Annotated in this window: 15 protein-coding genes and 1 tRNA gene; 13 read left to right on the top strand and 3 right to left on the bottom strand. The window is 73.5% G+C overall.

The features are described 5' to 3' along the window. Positions 1 to 105: 105 nt before the first annotated feature. Entirely contained in the window at positions 106 to 687 is a 582-nt protein-coding gene (locus tag ACZ4K2_RS08180) for a 5-formyltetrahydrofolate cyclo-ligase (protein ID WP_467470750.1), read from the bottom strand. 134 nt (positions 688 to 821) lie between these two features. On the opposite strand from ACZ4K2_RS08180, the gene galU reads away from it, so the two are divergent. From galU to ACZ4K2_RS08145, 7 genes are all read left to right on the top strand, one after another. Beyond that, positions 822 to 1,730 (top strand): UTP--glucose-1-phosphate uridylyltransferase GalU, encoded by a 909-nt coding sequence (galU, locus tag ACZ4K2_RS08175; RefSeq protein ID WP_467470747.1) that lies wholly within the window; start codon positions 822 to 824, stop codon positions 1,728 to 1,730. Further along, the gene (glp, locus tag ACZ4K2_RS08170; RefSeq protein ID WP_467470744.1) at positions 1,727 to 3,049 is read left to right on the top strand and encodes a molybdotransferase-like divisome protein Glp; all 1,323 of its coding nucleotides are present in this window, start codon (positions 1,727 to 1,729) and stop codon (positions 3,047 to 3,049) included. The genes galU and glp overlap by 4 nt, the downstream gene beginning before the upstream one ends. A gap of 128 nt (positions 3,050 to 3,177) precedes the next feature. Continuing rightward, positions 3,178 to 3,690, top strand: coding sequence for a cyclic pyranopterin monophosphate synthase MoaC (gene moaC, locus ACZ4K2_RS08165; RefSeq protein WP_467470742.1), 513 nt, complete (start codon positions 3,178 to 3,180; stop codon positions 3,688 to 3,690). Next, positions 3,687 to 4,220 (top strand): MogA/MoaB family molybdenum cofactor biosynthesis protein, encoded by a 534-nt coding sequence (locus tag ACZ4K2_RS08160; protein WP_467470740.1) that lies wholly within the window; start codon positions 3,687 to 3,689, stop codon positions 4,218 to 4,220. Before moaC ends, ACZ4K2_RS08160 begins: the two co-directional genes overlap by 4 nt. Then, on the top strand, positions 4,217 to 4,936 hold the full coding sequence (locus ACZ4K2_RS08155) for a GNAT family N-acetyltransferase (protein WP_467471244.1): 720 nt from the start codon (positions 4,217 to 4,219) through the stop codon (positions 4,934 to 4,936). The genes ACZ4K2_RS08160 and ACZ4K2_RS08155 overlap by 4 nt, the downstream gene beginning before the upstream one ends. 177 nt (positions 4,937 to 5,113) lie before the next feature. Further along, entirely contained in the window at positions 5,114 to 6,328 is a 1,215-nt protein-coding gene (gene sepX, locus ACZ4K2_RS08150) for a divisome protein SepX/GlpR (RefSeq protein ID WP_467470738.1), read from the top strand. A gap of 71 nt (positions 6,329 to 6,399) precedes the next feature. Beyond that, positions 6,400 to 6,473 (top strand) — tRNA-Ala (locus ACZ4K2_RS08145). A gap of 159 nt (positions 6,474 to 6,632) precedes the next feature. Here the strand turns inward: ACZ4K2_RS08145 and ACZ4K2_RS08140 are convergent. Next, positions 6,633 to 7,109 carry a GNAT family N-acetyltransferase gene (locus ACZ4K2_RS08140; protein WP_467470736.1) on the bottom strand — a complete coding sequence of 159 codons (477 nt, stop codon included), beginning with the start codon at positions 7,107 to 7,109 and terminating at the stop codon, positions 6,633 to 6,635. Positions 7,110 to 7,180: 71 nt separating this feature from the next. On the opposite strand from ACZ4K2_RS08140, the gene ACZ4K2_RS08135 reads away from it, so the two are divergent. Then, positions 7,181 to 7,984: an exodeoxyribonuclease III gene (locus tag ACZ4K2_RS08135; RefSeq protein WP_467470734.1), complete on the top strand. Its 804-nt coding sequence runs from the start codon at positions 7,181 to 7,183 to the stop codon at positions 7,982 to 7,984. 124 nt (positions 7,985 to 8,108) lie between these two features. Beyond that, entirely contained in the window at positions 8,109 to 9,785 is a 1,677-nt protein-coding gene (locus ACZ4K2_RS08130; protein WP_467470732.1) for a hypothetical protein, read from the top strand. Here the strand turns inward: ACZ4K2_RS08130 and ACZ4K2_RS08125 are convergent. Next, positions 9,782 to 10,462 carry a MerR family transcriptional regulator gene (locus tag ACZ4K2_RS08125; protein ID WP_467471242.1) on the bottom strand — a complete coding sequence of 227 codons (681 nt, stop codon included), beginning with the start codon at positions 10,460 to 10,462 and terminating at the stop codon, positions 9,782 to 9,784. The genes ACZ4K2_RS08130 and ACZ4K2_RS08125 overlap by 4 nt on opposite strands. A gap of 201 nt (positions 10,463 to 10,663) precedes the next feature. On the opposite strand from ACZ4K2_RS08125, the gene ACZ4K2_RS08120 reads away from it, so the two are divergent. The 4 genes from ACZ4K2_RS08120 to ACZ4K2_RS08105 all read left to right on the top strand — a co-directional run bounded on the left by ACZ4K2_RS08120 (position 10,664) and on the right by ACZ4K2_RS08105 (position 14,335). Beyond that, positions 10,664 to 12,181: a flavin-containing monooxygenase gene (locus ACZ4K2_RS08120; RefSeq protein WP_467470730.1), complete on the top strand. Its 1,518-nt coding sequence runs from the start codon at positions 10,664 to 10,666 to the stop codon at positions 12,179 to 12,181. Further along, complete coding sequence (locus ACZ4K2_RS08115) at positions 12,178 to 13,143, top strand: alpha/beta fold hydrolase (RefSeq protein WP_467470728.1); 966 nt, start codon at positions 12,178 to 12,180, stop codon at positions 13,141 to 13,143. Before ACZ4K2_RS08120 ends, ACZ4K2_RS08115 begins: the two co-directional genes overlap by 4 nt. Further along, positions 13,140 to 14,024: an SDR family oxidoreductase gene (locus ACZ4K2_RS08110; RefSeq protein WP_467470726.1), complete on the top strand. Its 885-nt coding sequence runs from the start codon at positions 13,140 to 13,142 to the stop codon at positions 14,022 to 14,024. Before ACZ4K2_RS08115 ends, ACZ4K2_RS08110 begins: the two co-directional genes overlap by 4 nt. A gap of 89 nt (positions 14,025 to 14,113) precedes the next feature. Continuing rightward, complete coding sequence (locus tag ACZ4K2_RS08105; RefSeq protein ID WP_467470724.1) at positions 14,114 to 14,335, top strand: hypothetical protein; 222 nt, start codon at positions 14,114 to 14,116, stop codon at positions 14,333 to 14,335. Positions 14,336 to 14,353: the final 18 nt, after the last annotated feature.

Below are 14,353 nucleotides of genomic sequence, written 5' to 3'. Positions count from 1 at the left end.
CTCCGGCCGCCGGACGGCACGGCACGGGAACGGCCCCCCACGCGCGCGTGGGGGGCCGTTCCCGTGCCCGGGGCGCGCCGAAGGACCCGGGACGCGGGTCCCCGGTCAGGCGGACGGGAAGCGGCGCACCATGGAGGGGGTCACCACCGCGTGCACCGGCTTGTCGTGCGCCTCCGCCGGGACGCGCGCCACGACCTCGTCGTCGTACAGCAGGACCACGAGCCGGGGCCGCGCGCCCGCGCGCTCCAGCCGGGCCAGCACGCGGTCGTACGAGCCGCCGCCGCGGCCCAGCCGGACCCCGCGCGCGTCCACCGCGAGTCCGGGCAGCAGGACGGCGTCCGCGGCCGTCACCGCCGCCGGGCCCAGCCGCGGCCCGGAGGGTTCGGAAAGCGTCATCTTTCCCACGCGCTCGACCCGCGCGAGGGATTCGGGACCGGTGTACTCGCCCCAGTCCAGGTCGTTGTCGGGCAGGAGGGCGGGCAGCAGGACGCGTACGCCCCGCGCGCGCAGCGCGTCCAGCAGCGCGAGCGTGCTGGGTTCGCGCCCCACGGAGACGTACGCCGCCACCGTGCCCCCGCGCGCCAGTTCGGGCAGCTCCAGGGCGCGTTCCGCCAGCGCGCGGCCCGCCTCGCGGACGTCATCCGCCGTCAACCTGTTCCTCACCTCCAGGAGCCTTCGGCGCAACATGCGCTTGTCAGGCTCGCCCGTGCGTCCGACGTGTTCCACTGGTCTTTTCCGCGCCTTTCGCAATGCAGTTCATATGAGGGCGAATCAACCGGAGCCACGCATTTCCAGCAAAGGCACCGGATATGGTGGCGGGCATGACTCAGTCCCACAGGATCAGCAAGGCTGTCATCCCCGCAGCCGGCCTCGGCACCCGGTTCCTGCCGGCCACCAAGGCCACTCCCAAGGAGATGCTGCCCGTCGTCGACAAGCCTGCGATCCAGTACGTGGTCGAGGAGGCCGTGGCGGCGGGGCTCGATGACGTCCTCATGGTCACCGGGCGCAACAAGCGCCCGCTGGAGGACCACTTCGACCGCAATTACGAGCTGGAGTCCGCGCTGCAGAAGAAGGGCGACGCCGCCCGGCTCGCCAAGGTGCAGCAGTCCAGCGATCTGGCCACCATGCACTACGTGCGCCAGGGCGATCCCCGGGGACTCGGTCATGCCGTGCTGTGCGCCGCGCCGCACGTCGGTCAGGAACCCTTCGCCGTCCTCCTCGGCGACGACCTGATCGACCCCCGGGACCCGCTGCTGCGGCGCATGATCGAGGTGCAGGAGCGGCACGGCGGCAGCGTGGTCGCCCTCATGGAGGTCGCGCCCGAGCAGATCCACCTCTACGGCTGCGCGGCGGTGGAGGCCACCGCCGACGGCGACGTCGTGAAGGTGACCGGACTGGTCGAGAAGCCGGACCCGGTGGACGCCCCGTCGCGCTACGCGATCATCGGACGCTACGTCCTCGACCCGCACGTCTTCGGCATCCTGCGCACCACCGAGCCGGGCCGCGGCGGCGAGATCCAGCTCACCGACGCCCTCCAGCAGCTCGCGCAGGACGAGAAGGTCGGCGGTCCCGTGCACGGCGTCGTCTTCCAGGGCCGCCGCTATGACACCGGCGACCGTGGCGACTACCTGCGTGCCATTGTCAGACTCGCGTGCGAACGTGAAGACCTGGGCCCGGACTTCCGGGCCTGGCTTCGAAGTTACGTAGCCGAGGAGATGCAGCAATCTTGAGCAGCGCCGCGACCCGCCCCGCCGGCCCGGACGACCTGTGGTCGGTGGACGAGCACCTGGAGGACATCCTCTCGACCGTCCGCCCCCTCGAACCCATCGAGCTGCAACTGCTCGACGCCCAGGGCTGCGTCCTGGTCGACGACGTCACGGTGCCGGTGTCCCTGCCGCTGTTCGACAACAGCTCCATGGACGGGTACGCGGTGCGGGTCGCGGACGTCGAGGGCGCGGGTGAGGAGTTCCCGGCCGTCCTGGAGGTCGTCGGGGACGTCGCGGCGGGCGCGTCCGCTCCGGTGCGGGTCGGCCCCGGGCAGGCCGCGCGCATCATGACCGGCGCCCCGCTGCCGCCGGGCGCGGAGGCCGTCGTCCCCGTGGAGTGGACCGACGGCGGGCTCGGCGAGGGCCCGGTGAGCGGCATGCGGGCGCGCAGCCTGGCCCCGGAGGGGGCCGCCGGGCACGTGCACGTGTACCGCCCCGCGCAGGCACGCGCGCACGTGCGCGCCAAGGGCAGCGACGTGCGGGCCGGCGACCGGGCCCTGGCGGCGGGCACGATCCTCGGCCCGCCGCAGATCGCGCTGCTCGCCGCGATCGGCCGCGGCACGGTGCGGGTGCGGCCGCGGCCGCGGGTGGTCGTCCTGTCCACCGGCAGCGAACTCGTCCAGCCCGGCGAGCAGCTCGCCGACGGCCAGATCTACGACTCCAACAGCTTCTCCCTGACCGCCGCCGCGCGGGACGCGGGCGCCATCGCCTACCGGGTGGGCGCCGTCGCCGACGACGCCGAGACCCTCCGCTCCACCATCGAGGACCAGCTCATCCGCGCCGACCTGCTGGTGACCACCGGCGGGGTGAGCGTGGGCGCCTACGACGTGGTCAAGGAGGCGCTGTCCCAGGTCGGCGACGAGGACGTGGCCGGCGGCGGGGTCGAGTTCCGCAAGCTCGCCATGCAGCCCGGCAAGCCCCAGGGCTTCGGTTCCGTCGGGCCCGACCACACCCCGCTGCTGGCGCTGCCCGGCAACCCGGTGTCGTCGTACGTCTCCTTCGAGCTGTTCGTCCGCCCCGCGATCCGCGCCCTGATGGGACTCACCGACCTCCGGCGCCCGCACGTGCGGGCCGTGCTGAAGGCGGACGGCGCGCTCCGCTCGCCCCGGGGCCGCCGCCAGTTCCTGCGCGGGGCGTACGCCGAGGGCGAGGTGTCCCCGGTGGGCGGCGCCGGGTCCCACCTGATCGCGGCGCTGGCGCAGGCCGACGCGCTGATCGTCCTCCCCGAGGACGTGGAGTCCGCCGAGCCCGGCAGCGAGGTGGAGGTCGTCCTGCTCGGCTGACGCGCACGGGTGCCCGTCCACTGGACGATCCTGGTCCGCTGCGCGCGCCGGCTTGGCGGTAGCGTGTCGCGCACAGCAAGGCCCGCGCTCCGCACCGCGACGGGCCCGGACCGGGAGCGCCACACACCATGACTGTGCCTTCCCGGGGGGAGACCCCCGGACGCCCTGTGCAGGAACGACTGACGCACATCGACGAGGCGGGTGCGGCCCGCATGGTCGACGTGTCCGGCAAGGACGTGACCGCCCGCACCGCCCGCGCGAGCGGACGGGTCCTCGTCTCACCCCGCGTGGTGGAACTGCTGCGCGGGGAGGGGATGCCCAAGGGCGACGCCCTGGCCACCGCGCGCATCGCCGGGATCATGGGCGCCAAGCGCACCCCGGATCTGATCCCGCTGTGCCACCCGCTGGCGGTGTCCGGTGTGAAACTGGACCTGTCGGTCGCGGACGACGCCGTGGAGATCCGGGCCACCGTGAAGACCACGGACCGCACGGGCGTCGAGATGGAGGCCCTCACCGCGGTGTCGGTCGCCGCGCTCACCGTGGTCGACATGGTGAAGGCGGTCGACAAGGGAGCGGTCATCACGGACGTGCGGGTGGAGGAGAAGACGGGCGGCAAGTCGGGCGACTGGAGCCGGTCATGACGGACGACACCCGGGCGGGAGCACCGCCCGCGCACCACACCGCGCTGGTGGTCACCGCCTCCAACCGGGCCGCCGCCGGTGTCTACGAGGACAGGGGCGGCCCGCTGATCGCGCGGGCCCTGCGGGACCTCGGGTTCGCCGTGGACGGGCCGCGGGTGGTGCCGGACGGGGAACCGGTCCGTGCGGCGCTGCGGGAGGCCGTGACCGCCGGGTACGACGTCGTCGTCACCACCGGCGGCACCGGCATCTCGCCCACCGACCGGACCCCCGAGGCGACCCGCGCCGTGATCGACTACGAGGTGCCGGGCATCGCGGAGGCCGTCCGCGCGTACGGGCGGGACAAGGTGCCGACCGCCGCGCTGTCGCGGGGCCTGGCGGGCGTGGCCGGCGGCACGCTGATCGTCAACCTGCCCGGGTCGAGCGGCGGGGTGCGCGACGGCCTCGCCGTGCTGGAGCCCCTGCTGGTGCACGCCGTCGACCAGATCCGCGGCGGTGACCATCGCGGCCCCGCCCCCGGGGGTGCGAGCTGAACGCCTCCTCCTGGCCCGTCGTACTGGCGGACGGCGACGTCGTCCTCCGGCCGATAAAGCTGCGCGACCAGCGGGCCTGGCGCGAGGTGAACCGGCGCAACCGCGACTGGCTGCGCCCCTGGGAGGCGACCATCCCGCCGCCCACACCGAGCGGGCCGGTCGCGCACCGGCCGACCTACCGCCAGATGGTCCGGCACCTGCGCTCGGAGGCCGGCGCGGGCCGCATGCTGCCGTTCGTCATCCAGTACCGGGGTCGGCTCGTCGGGCAGTTGACGGTGGCCGGGATCACCTGGGGCTCGATGTGCTCGGGGCACGTCGGCTACTGGGTGGACGAGGAGGTGGCCGGGCGCGGAGTGATGCCGACGGCGGTCGCGCTGGCGGTGGACCACTGCTTCCGCACCGTCGGCCTGCACCGGGTCGAGGTCTGCATCCGCCCGGAGAACCGGCCGAGCCGGCGGGTCGTGGAGAAGCTCGGCTTCCGCGAGGAGGGGCTGCGGCCCCGCTACCTGCACATCGACGGCGCCTGGCGCGACCACATGGTCTTCGCCCTCACCGCGGAGGAGGCGCCCGACGGGCTGCTCGCGCGCTGGCACCGGGCGCGCTCGCAGGCGGACCGGCGCGCCGGCCGGGCGGCCGGTTCCGGAGAGGCGACGGAAACACCGGACCCCGCGCGGAATGCTCGGAACGCGTCCGGGAATCCCGCCGAGCGCCCCTGAATTGAATGTATGTTCGAAATTGACGACGGCTGTCCGCTCCGGGTCCGGGAAATTGCCGACCGTGCCGGCTCGGTGATCGCATCGGTCGCAAAAAATGCTGGAAATATCAGCCAGATCGTGCGACACACCGGCCCAATTGGCGGATGGCCTCGGGGAAACCCCTCTACGGTGTGAGACGTGAGCAGCAGCGGCCTCATCTACGCAGTCATTGTCGGGGCCTGGGCCGCCTACTTGGTGCCGATGTGGCTCCGTAGGCAGGACGAGCTGAACGAGGCCCGTCCGACGGAACGCTTCAGCACCGCCATCCGGCTGCTTTCCGGACGGGCGGGCATGGAGCGCCGGTACGCCAGGGACCTGCGGGCGCGCTCCGCCCAGGAGGGGGAGCCGGACGCCGGCGACCCGGACGCGATCACCGACTCGGTGGACGTCCGGGCCTTCGCCGTGCCCCCGACCACCCGTCAGGTCACCGAGGAGACCGGGCCCGAGACGCCCGCCGGTACGGAACCGGTGCGCGACGAGGTGCCCGTGCCCGAGGCCGAACCCCCGTCCCCGTCCGCACCGCAGCGTGAAGCGGTGGCGCGGCGCGCGGCCTCGGCGCAGACGGCCGCGGCACGCGCCCGGCGCTCGAAGGTGCTCGCGCGCCGCCGGCGCACCACGGTGATGCTCTTCCTCGCCTTCACGGTCGGCGCGGTCTTCGCCGCCGTCGGCGGACTCGCGCTCCTGTGGGTGCCCGCCGTACCGGCCCTGATGCTCAGCGGCTACATCGCCTACCTGCGGACGCAGGAGCGCCGCCGGTTCGCCTACCAGATGGACCGCCGCAGCGCCGAGGCCGCCGCCCAGCGCCTGCGCGAGCGCCAGCCGCGCCGGCGCGCGTCCGCCGAGGAGGGCGCCGGCCCCGACGAGGCCGCCGAGGTCCGGGACACCGGCACCGGGCTGTCCGCGCTCGCCGCCGACCGGCGCGCGCTCGTGGAGCAGACCGACCACGCCGAGTGGGTCGACCAGCAGCGGGAGCGGCAGCGGCGGCCCGGCCACGGGGACAGCTGGGACCCGGTCCCGGTGCCCCTGCCGACGTACGTGACCGCGCCCGTCGCCCCGCGCGCCACCTCCGACGTGGATCTCGGCGCGCCCGGCACCTGGAGTTCGGCGCGCTCCAGCGCGGTCGTGCCGGAGCAGGACACGGGCCGCGCGTCGCGGACCGAGCCGGGCGAGCCGGAGCGCGCGTCCGGCGAGCAGCCGGCGGCCGGCCGCGGCGACGCGGTCCCGCGCGCCCGGACGCGCTCGCGCGGCGGGTCCGCCGCCGGTGCCGCCGCGCGCCGGTCGCGGGAGCACGGGCGCACGCCGCTCTTCGACCAGTACGAGGACGGCGACCGCCCGCGCGCGGCCAACGAGTAGCCGTGCCGCCCTGACCAGGGAGCGGATTTCCGGGCACCCGGATCGGGATGCTAGAGTTTCACTCGTTGCAAGGGCCTGTGGCGCAGTCCGGTAGCGCACCTCGTTCGCATCGAGGGGGCCAGGGGTTCGAATCCCCTCAGGTCCACGCACAACTGCCTCCGAGTCAGTTCGGGAGCGGTGAACGAAGATCCCGCCGATCATCGCGATCGGCGGGATCTTCGTCGTTCACGGGGTCTTCGCCGTTCACGGGGCGGGCGCGGCCGCGGGCCCCCGGTGATCTCGCTGGCGGGGGCCCGGGGGCGGGTCAGAGCCGCTTGGCGTAGCAGCGGCTCTCCTCGTACTCGCGGTAGAAGCCGAACTTCGCGCACGGCGCGTAGCCGCTGGAGGCGTACAGGGCGATGGCCTCCGGCTGCTTGGTGCCCGTCTCCAGGACCATGCGGATCCGGCCGGCCGTGCGGGCGTCCTCCTCCAGGGCCGCGAGCATGCGGCGCGCCAGGCCCCGGCCGCGCATCTCCTCGACGACGAACATGCGCTTGAGTTCGGCGTCGCCGTCCTCGTTGCCCTCGCCGTTGGTGTCCTGGCTGCGCCAGCCGCCGGTCGCCACCGGGCGGTCCCGCTCGTCGTACCCGATCAGGTACACGCCACGGGGCGGGTCGAAGTCGGCGGCGGCCAGGGCCGTGGCGTCGCCCCCGTCGCCGTAGCGCAGGTGGTACTCGGCCTGGACCTCGTCGTTGAGCTTCAGGGCGTCGGGGTGGTCGAAGCGAACCCGGCGGATGTTCATGTGCACTATCGTATGCCTATGCAAAGTGAGGGCCGTGCGGACAGCGACCAGTGTGCCGGTATCGTGCCCTGGTGCTGACTGTGACCTCGGTGAACGTGAACGGACTGCGGGCCGCCGCGAAGAAGGGCTTCGTGGAGTGGCTCGCCGGTACCTCCGCCGACGTGGTGTGCCTCCAGGAGGTGCGGGCGGAGCCGCAGCAGCTCCCCGAGCACGTCCGCGGCCCCGAGGGCTGGCACGCCGTGCACGCGCCCGCCGCCGCCAAGGGCCGCGCGGGGGTCTCCCTCTACACGCGCCGTGAGCCCGACGCGGTGCGCGTCGGCTTCGGGTCGGCCGAGTTCGACGGCAGCGGCCGGTACGTCGAGGCCGATCTGCCGGGTGTGACGGTCGCCTCCCTCTACCTGCCCTCCGGCGAGGTCGGCACCGAGCGCCAGGACGAGAAGGTCCGCTTCATGGGCGAGTTCCTCGCCCATCTCAAGGAGCTGCGCGAGCGGGCCGCCGCCCAGGGGCGCGAGGTGCTGGTCTGCGGCGACTGGAACATCGCCCACCAGCAGGCGGACCTGCGGAACTGGCGCGGCAACACCAAGAACTCCGGCTTCCTGCCGGAGGAGCGCGAGTGGCTCGGCCGGGTGCTCGACGCGCGGGACGGCGGCTACGTCGACGTCGTGCGGGCGCAGCACCCCCAGGCCGAGGGGCCGTACACGTGGTGGTCGTACCGCGGGCGGGCCTTCGACAACGACACCGGCTGGCGCATCGACCTCCAGGTCGCCACCCCGGGGCTGGCGGAGCGCTGCGTGAAGGCGTTCGTGGAGCGTGCCGCGAGCCACGCCGAGCGGTGGAGCGACCACGCGCCGGTCACGGCCGTCTACGACCGCTGACGGGGCCGCCCGCCGGGCCGGCCTCGGGGCCGTGGCCACGGCCGGGTGAACCGGGAGTGGCCACTCCGTATACTCCGCCGGAGCACGCCGTACGCATCCCCGGCCAGGAAGCCCCCACGCGATCATGAGCAATGCCGTGCCCCCGCTGTCGCCCAACTACGCGTCCCGGATGGTCCGCGCCTACCAGGAGGACGTGGAGACGCACGGGAAGTGGCCGGTGGAGTTCCAGTTCCGGGCCGCTCAGGGAGACCACCGGCATCTGCTGGTGGTCTTCTCGTCCGTGGGCAGCACGTACGGGTTCGGGAACGCGCTGGACAGCGTGAAGTGCAACGTCCTGCGCATACGCGACCACTTCGACGGCGCGGCCTCCTACTACGTGGCGCGGGACATGGATTTCAGCGTTTCGGACTCCGTCCAGGAGCTGATCCGGGACTTCATGCGCCGGCTGCGGGTGACGCGTGACGAGGTGACCCTGCTGGGCGCGTCCAAGGGCGGCAGCGCGGCGCTCTACTACGGCCTGAAATACGACTACAAGAACATCGTGGCCTCCACGCCCCAGTATTTCCTGGGCAGTTATTCCAAGGGCCACGGACAGCTCGGGGACGCGGTGCTCGGCGAGGGGCAGCCGGACGCGAACGTGGCGGTCATGGACGCCGTGATGAAGGACGTCCTCGCGGCGGACACCGACCGCGGCCGGAACATATACGTGGTCTCCTCGCCGGGGGACTACCAGTACGAGCAGGAAGTCGTGCACTACCTCCCCGCGCTGCGGGCGTACGAGAACTTCAACTTCCTGTTCGTGGACTCGCCGACGGTGCAGCGGCACGACGAGGTGGTCCGGCAGGCGCTGCCGTCCATCCTGAGCATCGTGTACGCCGTGACGGAGGGCGTCGCGCCCCGCTGGGGGGACGTCCGGATCGGCTCCGGGCCCGAGGACCCGGAGGCCGCCGCCGAGCACCTCGCCGAGCTGCGCCGGCAGGACACCGCCCTGGCCGTGCTCACCCGTGCCGTGTTCGCGGACGGCGGGCTGGAGCTGAAGGGGCGCGCGTTCCTGCCGGGCCAGGCGCCCGGGGGGCCGAACGACGAGACCAAGCGGCTGGTCCTGGAGGCGGACGGCCGGACGTGGACGTACCCGCTGGAGACGACCGGTGAGGTCCGGCTCTACCGGGACTACTTCGACGAGTACGCCTGCGCGTACGACAAGGGCGGTTTCGCCTCGCGGCCCGGGCTGGCGTTCGACGGTCTCCCGCGGGGCACGTACGACGTGTCGGTCGGCATCGCCTGCGAGTCCGAGGGGATCGAGCGGCGCACCAGGCTCGTGTCGTCCGCGGCGGTGGACCGGCGGCAGGTGTGCGGCGACTCGGAGCTGCTGTTCCGCGGCGGCAAGGGCGGGCTGAAGCTGGTCAAGAGGAGCATCGTCGGGGTCGACTCCCCGGGCGTCTGCTTCTCGGTCGCGCGGGCCGCGGAGAGCGAGCGGAAGGTCCACGCCGAGGGGGTCCTCTTCCTGCCCGGCCGGAACGCGGACCGGGAGACGCACGCCTTCTACTACCTCGTGCTCGCGGGGAAGCCCGGGACGTTCTCCTACGCCCTCGGCGCGAAGCGGAACCCCGGGTCGGTGCGGCCGCACAAGCAGCCGGGGGACCTCGGGAACTACGACTTCGGGTACTTCACCTCGGGGACCGGCGGGATCGACGTCTCGGACCTGCCGGCCGGGAAGTACGACCTGCTCGTCTCCATGAGCGTCGGCGGCGCGCTGATCACCAAGAAGGCCGGGAAGGTCACCCTGAGGAAGGACCGCTAGGGGGTTCCGTGCGGATCAGGTCGGACCCGGGCTGATCCGAACGAACCCCCCCCGGCCCGCTCGGCGCCGCTCAGCCGGCGGTCGAGCGCCAGGGACAGCTCCGCCTCCACCACGCTGCGGGCCAGCGGGCGCAGGCGGTGCACGTTCTCCTCGGGGCCGTGGCGCAGGATGACGTCCGAGAAGAGCGCGGCCAGCGCCTCGGCGTGCTCGCGGACCCGGGCGGCGGCCGCCAGCACCTCGGCGAGCGGGATGCCCTCGCGGACCAGCGCGGAGGAGACGTCCAGCAGGCGGCGGCTGATGTGCACGATCTCGTCGCCGTCCGTGCCCAGGTAGCCCAGGTCCATGGCGGCGGCGAGGTTCTCGGGCGTGACCTCGCCCTCGAAGCGGGCGGCGAGCTCCTCGGGCGTGAGGCGGACCGGCTCCTCCTCCGTGGGGGTGCCCACGCCCAGCAGGTCCGCGACGTCCCGGCCGTGGTCGAACGCCTCGGCGAGCTCCGCGATGCCGCTCAGGGTGTGGCCGCGCTCCAGCAGCGCCGCGATGGTGCGCAGCCGGGCCAGGTGGTGGTCGTCGTACCAGGCTATGCGGCCCTCGCGGCGCGGTGGCGGAAGCAGCTTGCGCTCCCGGTAGAAGCGCAGGGTGCGCACGGTGATGCCGGCCAGCCGGGCCAGTTCCGTCATGCGGTACTCGCGCGGGGCACCGGGGCGGGCCGGCTCCGGGGTCTGCGGGTGTGCTGCGTCCTCTGCCACGCCCGCAGCCTATGGCGTACCGCCGGTAACTTCCTTCTCCCGCCCCCTACCGCTCGGTACGCGACTGTTCTACAGTCCCATTGCGCCAGTGTTCACTGGCAGAGTTCCTAGGTGATGCGTGGAGGCTTCGGGATGGCCGAGCACGAGCATGTACGGGTGGCGGTGATCGGGTCCGGGTTCGGCGGGCTGGGCGCCGCCGTGCGGCTGCGCCGCGAGGGAGTCACCGACTTCGTCGTCCTGGAGCGGGCGGGCAGCGTCGGCGGTACCTGGCGGGACAACAGTTACCCCGGGTGCGCCTGCGACGTGCCCTCGCACCTCTACTCCTTCTCCTTCGCGCCCAACCCGGAGTGGCCGCGCACCTTCTCCGGACAGCGGCACATCCGCGCCTACCTGGAGCACGTCACCGACCTCTTCGGACTGCGCCCGCACCTCCGCCTCGACTCCGAGGTCAAGCTGATGACCTGGGACGCCGCCAACCTGCGGTGGAACATCGAGACCACGCGCGGCTCGCTCAGCGCCGACGTCGTCGTCTCCGCCACCGGCCCGCTGTCCGACCCGAAGGTCCCCGACGTCCCGGGGCTCTCGTCCTTCCCCGGCAAGGTGTTCCACTCCGCCCGCTGGGACCACGACTACGACCTGCGCGGCAAGCGCGTCGCCATGGTCGGCACCGGCGCCTCCGCGATCCAGATCGTGCCCGCCCTCCAGCCGCAGGTCGGCCGGCTCACCCTCTTCCAGCGCACCCCGCCGTGGGTGATGCCCCGGGTCGACCGGGCCATCAGCGGCGCCGAGCGGTGGCTGCACCGGCGGCTGCCCGTCACCGCCCGGGCCCGGCGCGGACTGCTGTGGGGCATCCGGGAACTCCAGGTGCAGGCGTTCACCAAGCGCCCCGACGAACTGGGCCTGGTCGAACAGCTCGCCAAGCGGAACATGGCCCGGTCCGTCAAGGACCCGGCCCTGCGCGCCAAGCTCACCCCGGACTACCGCATCGGCTGCAAGCGGATCCTGCTGTCCAGCACGTACTACCCGGCGCTGGCCCGGCCCAACGTGGACGTCGTCGCCAGTGGTCTCGCCGAGGTCCGCGGGTCGACGGTCGTCGCCGCCGACGGCACCGAGGCCGAGGTCGACGCGATCGTCTTCGGCACCGGCTTCCACGTCACCGACATGCCCATCGCCGAGCGGGTGGTCGGCGCGGCGGGCGGCACGCTCGCGGAGTCCTGGAAGGACGGCATGCGGGCGCTGCGCGGCGCCACCGCGGCCGGCTTCCCGAACTTCATGACGATCATCGGCCCCAACACCGGCCTCGGGAACTCCTCGATGATCCTGATGATCGAGTCCCAGCTCAACTACCTGGCCGACTACCTGCGCCAGCTCGACGTCCTCGGCCCGGGCGCCGCCCTCGACGCCCGGCCCGCCGCCGTCGGGTCCTGGAACCACAAGGTCCAGGAGCGCATGAAGCGGACCGTGTGGAACACCGGCGGCTGCACGAGCTGGTACCTGGACGCGAGCGGCCGCAACACCACCATCTGGCCGGGCACGACGACCGAGTTCCGCACCGCCACCCGGCGGGTGGACCTGGCCGAGTACGAGGTGCTGCGCAGGCCCGCGGCCGACGCGCCGGTCACCCGGGAGCCGAGCGAGGTCACCGCATGAGCCGGCCCGCCTCCGTCCAGGACGGCCCCTACGCCCCGCCCGTCCCCGTCCGCACGCTCACCGTCACCTCCGCCGACGGCGCACGGCTGCACGTGGAGGTGCACGGCCCCGAGGGCGCGCCCGCCGTCGTCCTCGCGCACGGCTGGACCTGTTCGACCGCGTTCTGGGCGGCCCAGATACGCGACCTGGCGGCGGACCACCGGGTGATCGCCTACGACCAGCGGGGGCACGGGCGCAGCCCCGCGAACCCCGCCTGTACCACCGGGGCGCTGGCGGACGACCTCGAAGCGGTGCTGGCCGCGACGCTCGCGCCCGGCGAGAAGGCACTGCTCGCCGGCCACTCCATGGGCGGCATGGCGATCATGGCGTCGGCCGGGCGCCCCCGCTTCCGCGCCCACACCGCCGCCGTCCTGCTGTGCAGCACGGGCAGCTCGCGGCTGGTCGCCGAGGCGCGCGTGGTGCCGCTGCGCGCCGGGCGGGTGCGCACCTGGCTCACCGGACGCGTCCTCGGCTCGCGCGCCCCGCTCGGGCCGGTCACACCGGTGGCGAAGAGCGTCCTCAAGTACGCCACCATGGGCGCCGGTTCGGCCCCGCACCGGGTGGAGGCGTGCGCCCGGATCGTGCACGCCTGCCCGCGCGGCGCGCGCCACGCCTGGGCGGCCGTGCTGGAGGGGCTCGATCTCGACCACGGTGTACGGGAGTTGGAGGTGCCGACCGCGGTGCTGCACGGCTCGTCCGACCGGCTCACGCCCCCGGTGCACGCCCGCGCGCTGGTCGCCGCGCTGCCGCGGTGCCTCGGGCTCACCGAGCTGCCCGGCATCGGCCACATGACCCCGATCGAGGCCCCCGAGGCGGTCACCGGCCGGATCCGGGAGCTCGTCACCGCCCACGTCACGGGGGCCGGCCCCGGGGACGCGCACGCACACCGTTCCACCCCCGCGCAGATCAAGGAGGGCGCATGAGCAGGGTCAGCCTCGAAGGACAGGTCGCCGTCGTCACGGGAGCGGCGCGCGGCGTCGGTGAGCTGCTGGCGCGCAAGCTGTCCGCGCGCGGGGCGAAGGTCGCGCTGGTCGGGCTGGAGGAGGAGGCGCTCAAGGAGGTCTCCGGCCGGCTGCACGGCGAGAGCGCCCACTGGTACGCCGACGTCACCGACGACGAGGCCATGGCCCGGGTCGCCCGGGAGGTGAAGGAGCACTTCGGGAAGGTCGACATCGTGGTCGCCAACGCCGGTGTGGCGACCGGCGGTCCGTTCGCCGACTCCGATCCGCGGGCGTGGCGGCGGGTGATCGAGGTGAACCTGATCGGTTCGGCGGTGACCGCGCGCGCCTTCCTGCCGGTGCTGGCCGAGAGCCGCGGCTACCTGCTCCAGATCGCCTCGCTCGCCGCGATCACGCCCGCGCCGATGATGACGGCGTACTGCGCGTCCAAGTCGGGCGTGGAGGCGTACGCGCACAGCCTGCGCGCCGAGGTCGGCCACCAGGGCGTGCGCGTCGGTGTCGGCTACCTGTCCTGGACCGACACGGACATGGTGCGCGGCGCGGACCAGGACGACGTCATGCGGGAGCTGCGGCAGCGGCTGCCCTGGCCGTCGAACAAGACCTACCCGCTGGGGCCCGCCGTGGACCGGCTCGTCGCCGGGATCGAACGGCGCTCGTCCCACGTGTACGGGCAGTGGTGGCTGCGCGGCATGCAGGGGGTGCGCGGATATCTGCCGGCGCTCATCGGGACGGTCGGCCAGCGCGAGATGAAACGGTTCGCGCCCCGGCTCCAGGGCATGCGGTCCGGGCTCGTCGGCGCAGGTGGGGAGGCGGACGAGGCGGCGCGCGCCACGCACCGTAACTGATCGACATGCACTCCGTGTTGGGCCGTGTGAATCTGGTCGTGGCTCCAGCGAGGGGCCGAACCCCCCACCCGATACGGGAGTGAACCCACATGGGTATCAAGGACGAGACGCAGGACAAGTCCCGCCAGGCCAAGGAGAAGGCGGGCCAGGGCCGCGAGAGGGCCGGCCAGCGCGGCCAGCAGGGCGGCCGTCAGGGCGGCGGCCACGCCCAGCACCCGCAGCAGCCCCAGCGGGGCGGCCAGAACCTCCGTGACGTCGGGGAGACGGAGCGGCAGCCGGAGGACCGGTACGACCGGGACTACGACGCCTGACGCCGCGCCCGGCTCCGG

The organism is Streptomyces sp. NPDC025833 (assembly GCF_055558055.1).
The sequence above is the reverse complement of the archived record's forward strand: the minus strand, read 5'-3'. Positions and strand labels throughout refer to the sequence as shown.

Bases quoted from the DNA above. Each gene is read 5' to 3' on its own strand.
- ACZ4K2_RS08180 (WP_467470750.1), bottom strand. From the start codon at position 687: ATGTTGCGCCGAAGGCTCCTGGAGGTGAGGAACAGGTTGACGGCGGAT.
- galU (WP_467470747.1), top strand. From the start codon at position 822: ATGACTCAGTCCCACAGGATCAGCAAGGCTGTCATCCCCGCAGCCGGC.
- moaC (WP_467470742.1), top strand. From the start codon at position 3,178: ATGACTGTGCCTTCCCGGGGGGAGACCCCCGGACGCCCTGTGCAGGAA.
- ACZ4K2_RS08160 (WP_467470740.1), top strand. From the start codon at position 3,687: ATGACGGACGACACCCGGGCGGGAGCACCGCCCGCGCACCACACCGCG.
- ACZ4K2_RS08140 (WP_467470736.1), bottom strand. From the start codon at position 7,109: ATGAACATCCGCCGGGTTCGCTTCGACCACCCCGACGCCCTGAAGCTC.
- ACZ4K2_RS08130 (WP_467470732.1), top strand. From the start codon at position 8,109: ATGAGCAATGCCGTGCCCCCGCTGTCGCCCAACTACGCGTCCCGGATG.
- ACZ4K2_RS08125 (WP_467471242.1), bottom strand. From the start codon at position 10,462: ATGACGGAACTGGCCCGGCTGGCCGGCATCACCGTGCGCACCCTGCGC.
- ACZ4K2_RS08120 (WP_467470730.1), top strand. From the start codon at position 10,664: ATGGCCGAGCACGAGCATGTACGGGTGGCGGTGATCGGGTCCGGGTTC.
- ACZ4K2_RS08115 (WP_467470728.1), top strand. From the start codon at position 12,178: ATGAGCCGGCCCGCCTCCGTCCAGGACGGCCCCTACGCCCCGCCCGTC.
- ACZ4K2_RS08110 (WP_467470726.1), top strand. From the start codon at position 13,140: ATGAGCAGGGTCAGCCTCGAAGGACAGGTCGCCGTCGTCACGGGAGCG.
- ACZ4K2_RS08105 (WP_467470724.1), top strand. From the start codon at position 14,114: ATGGGTATCAAGGACGAGACGCAGGACAAGTCCCGCCAGGCCAAGGAG.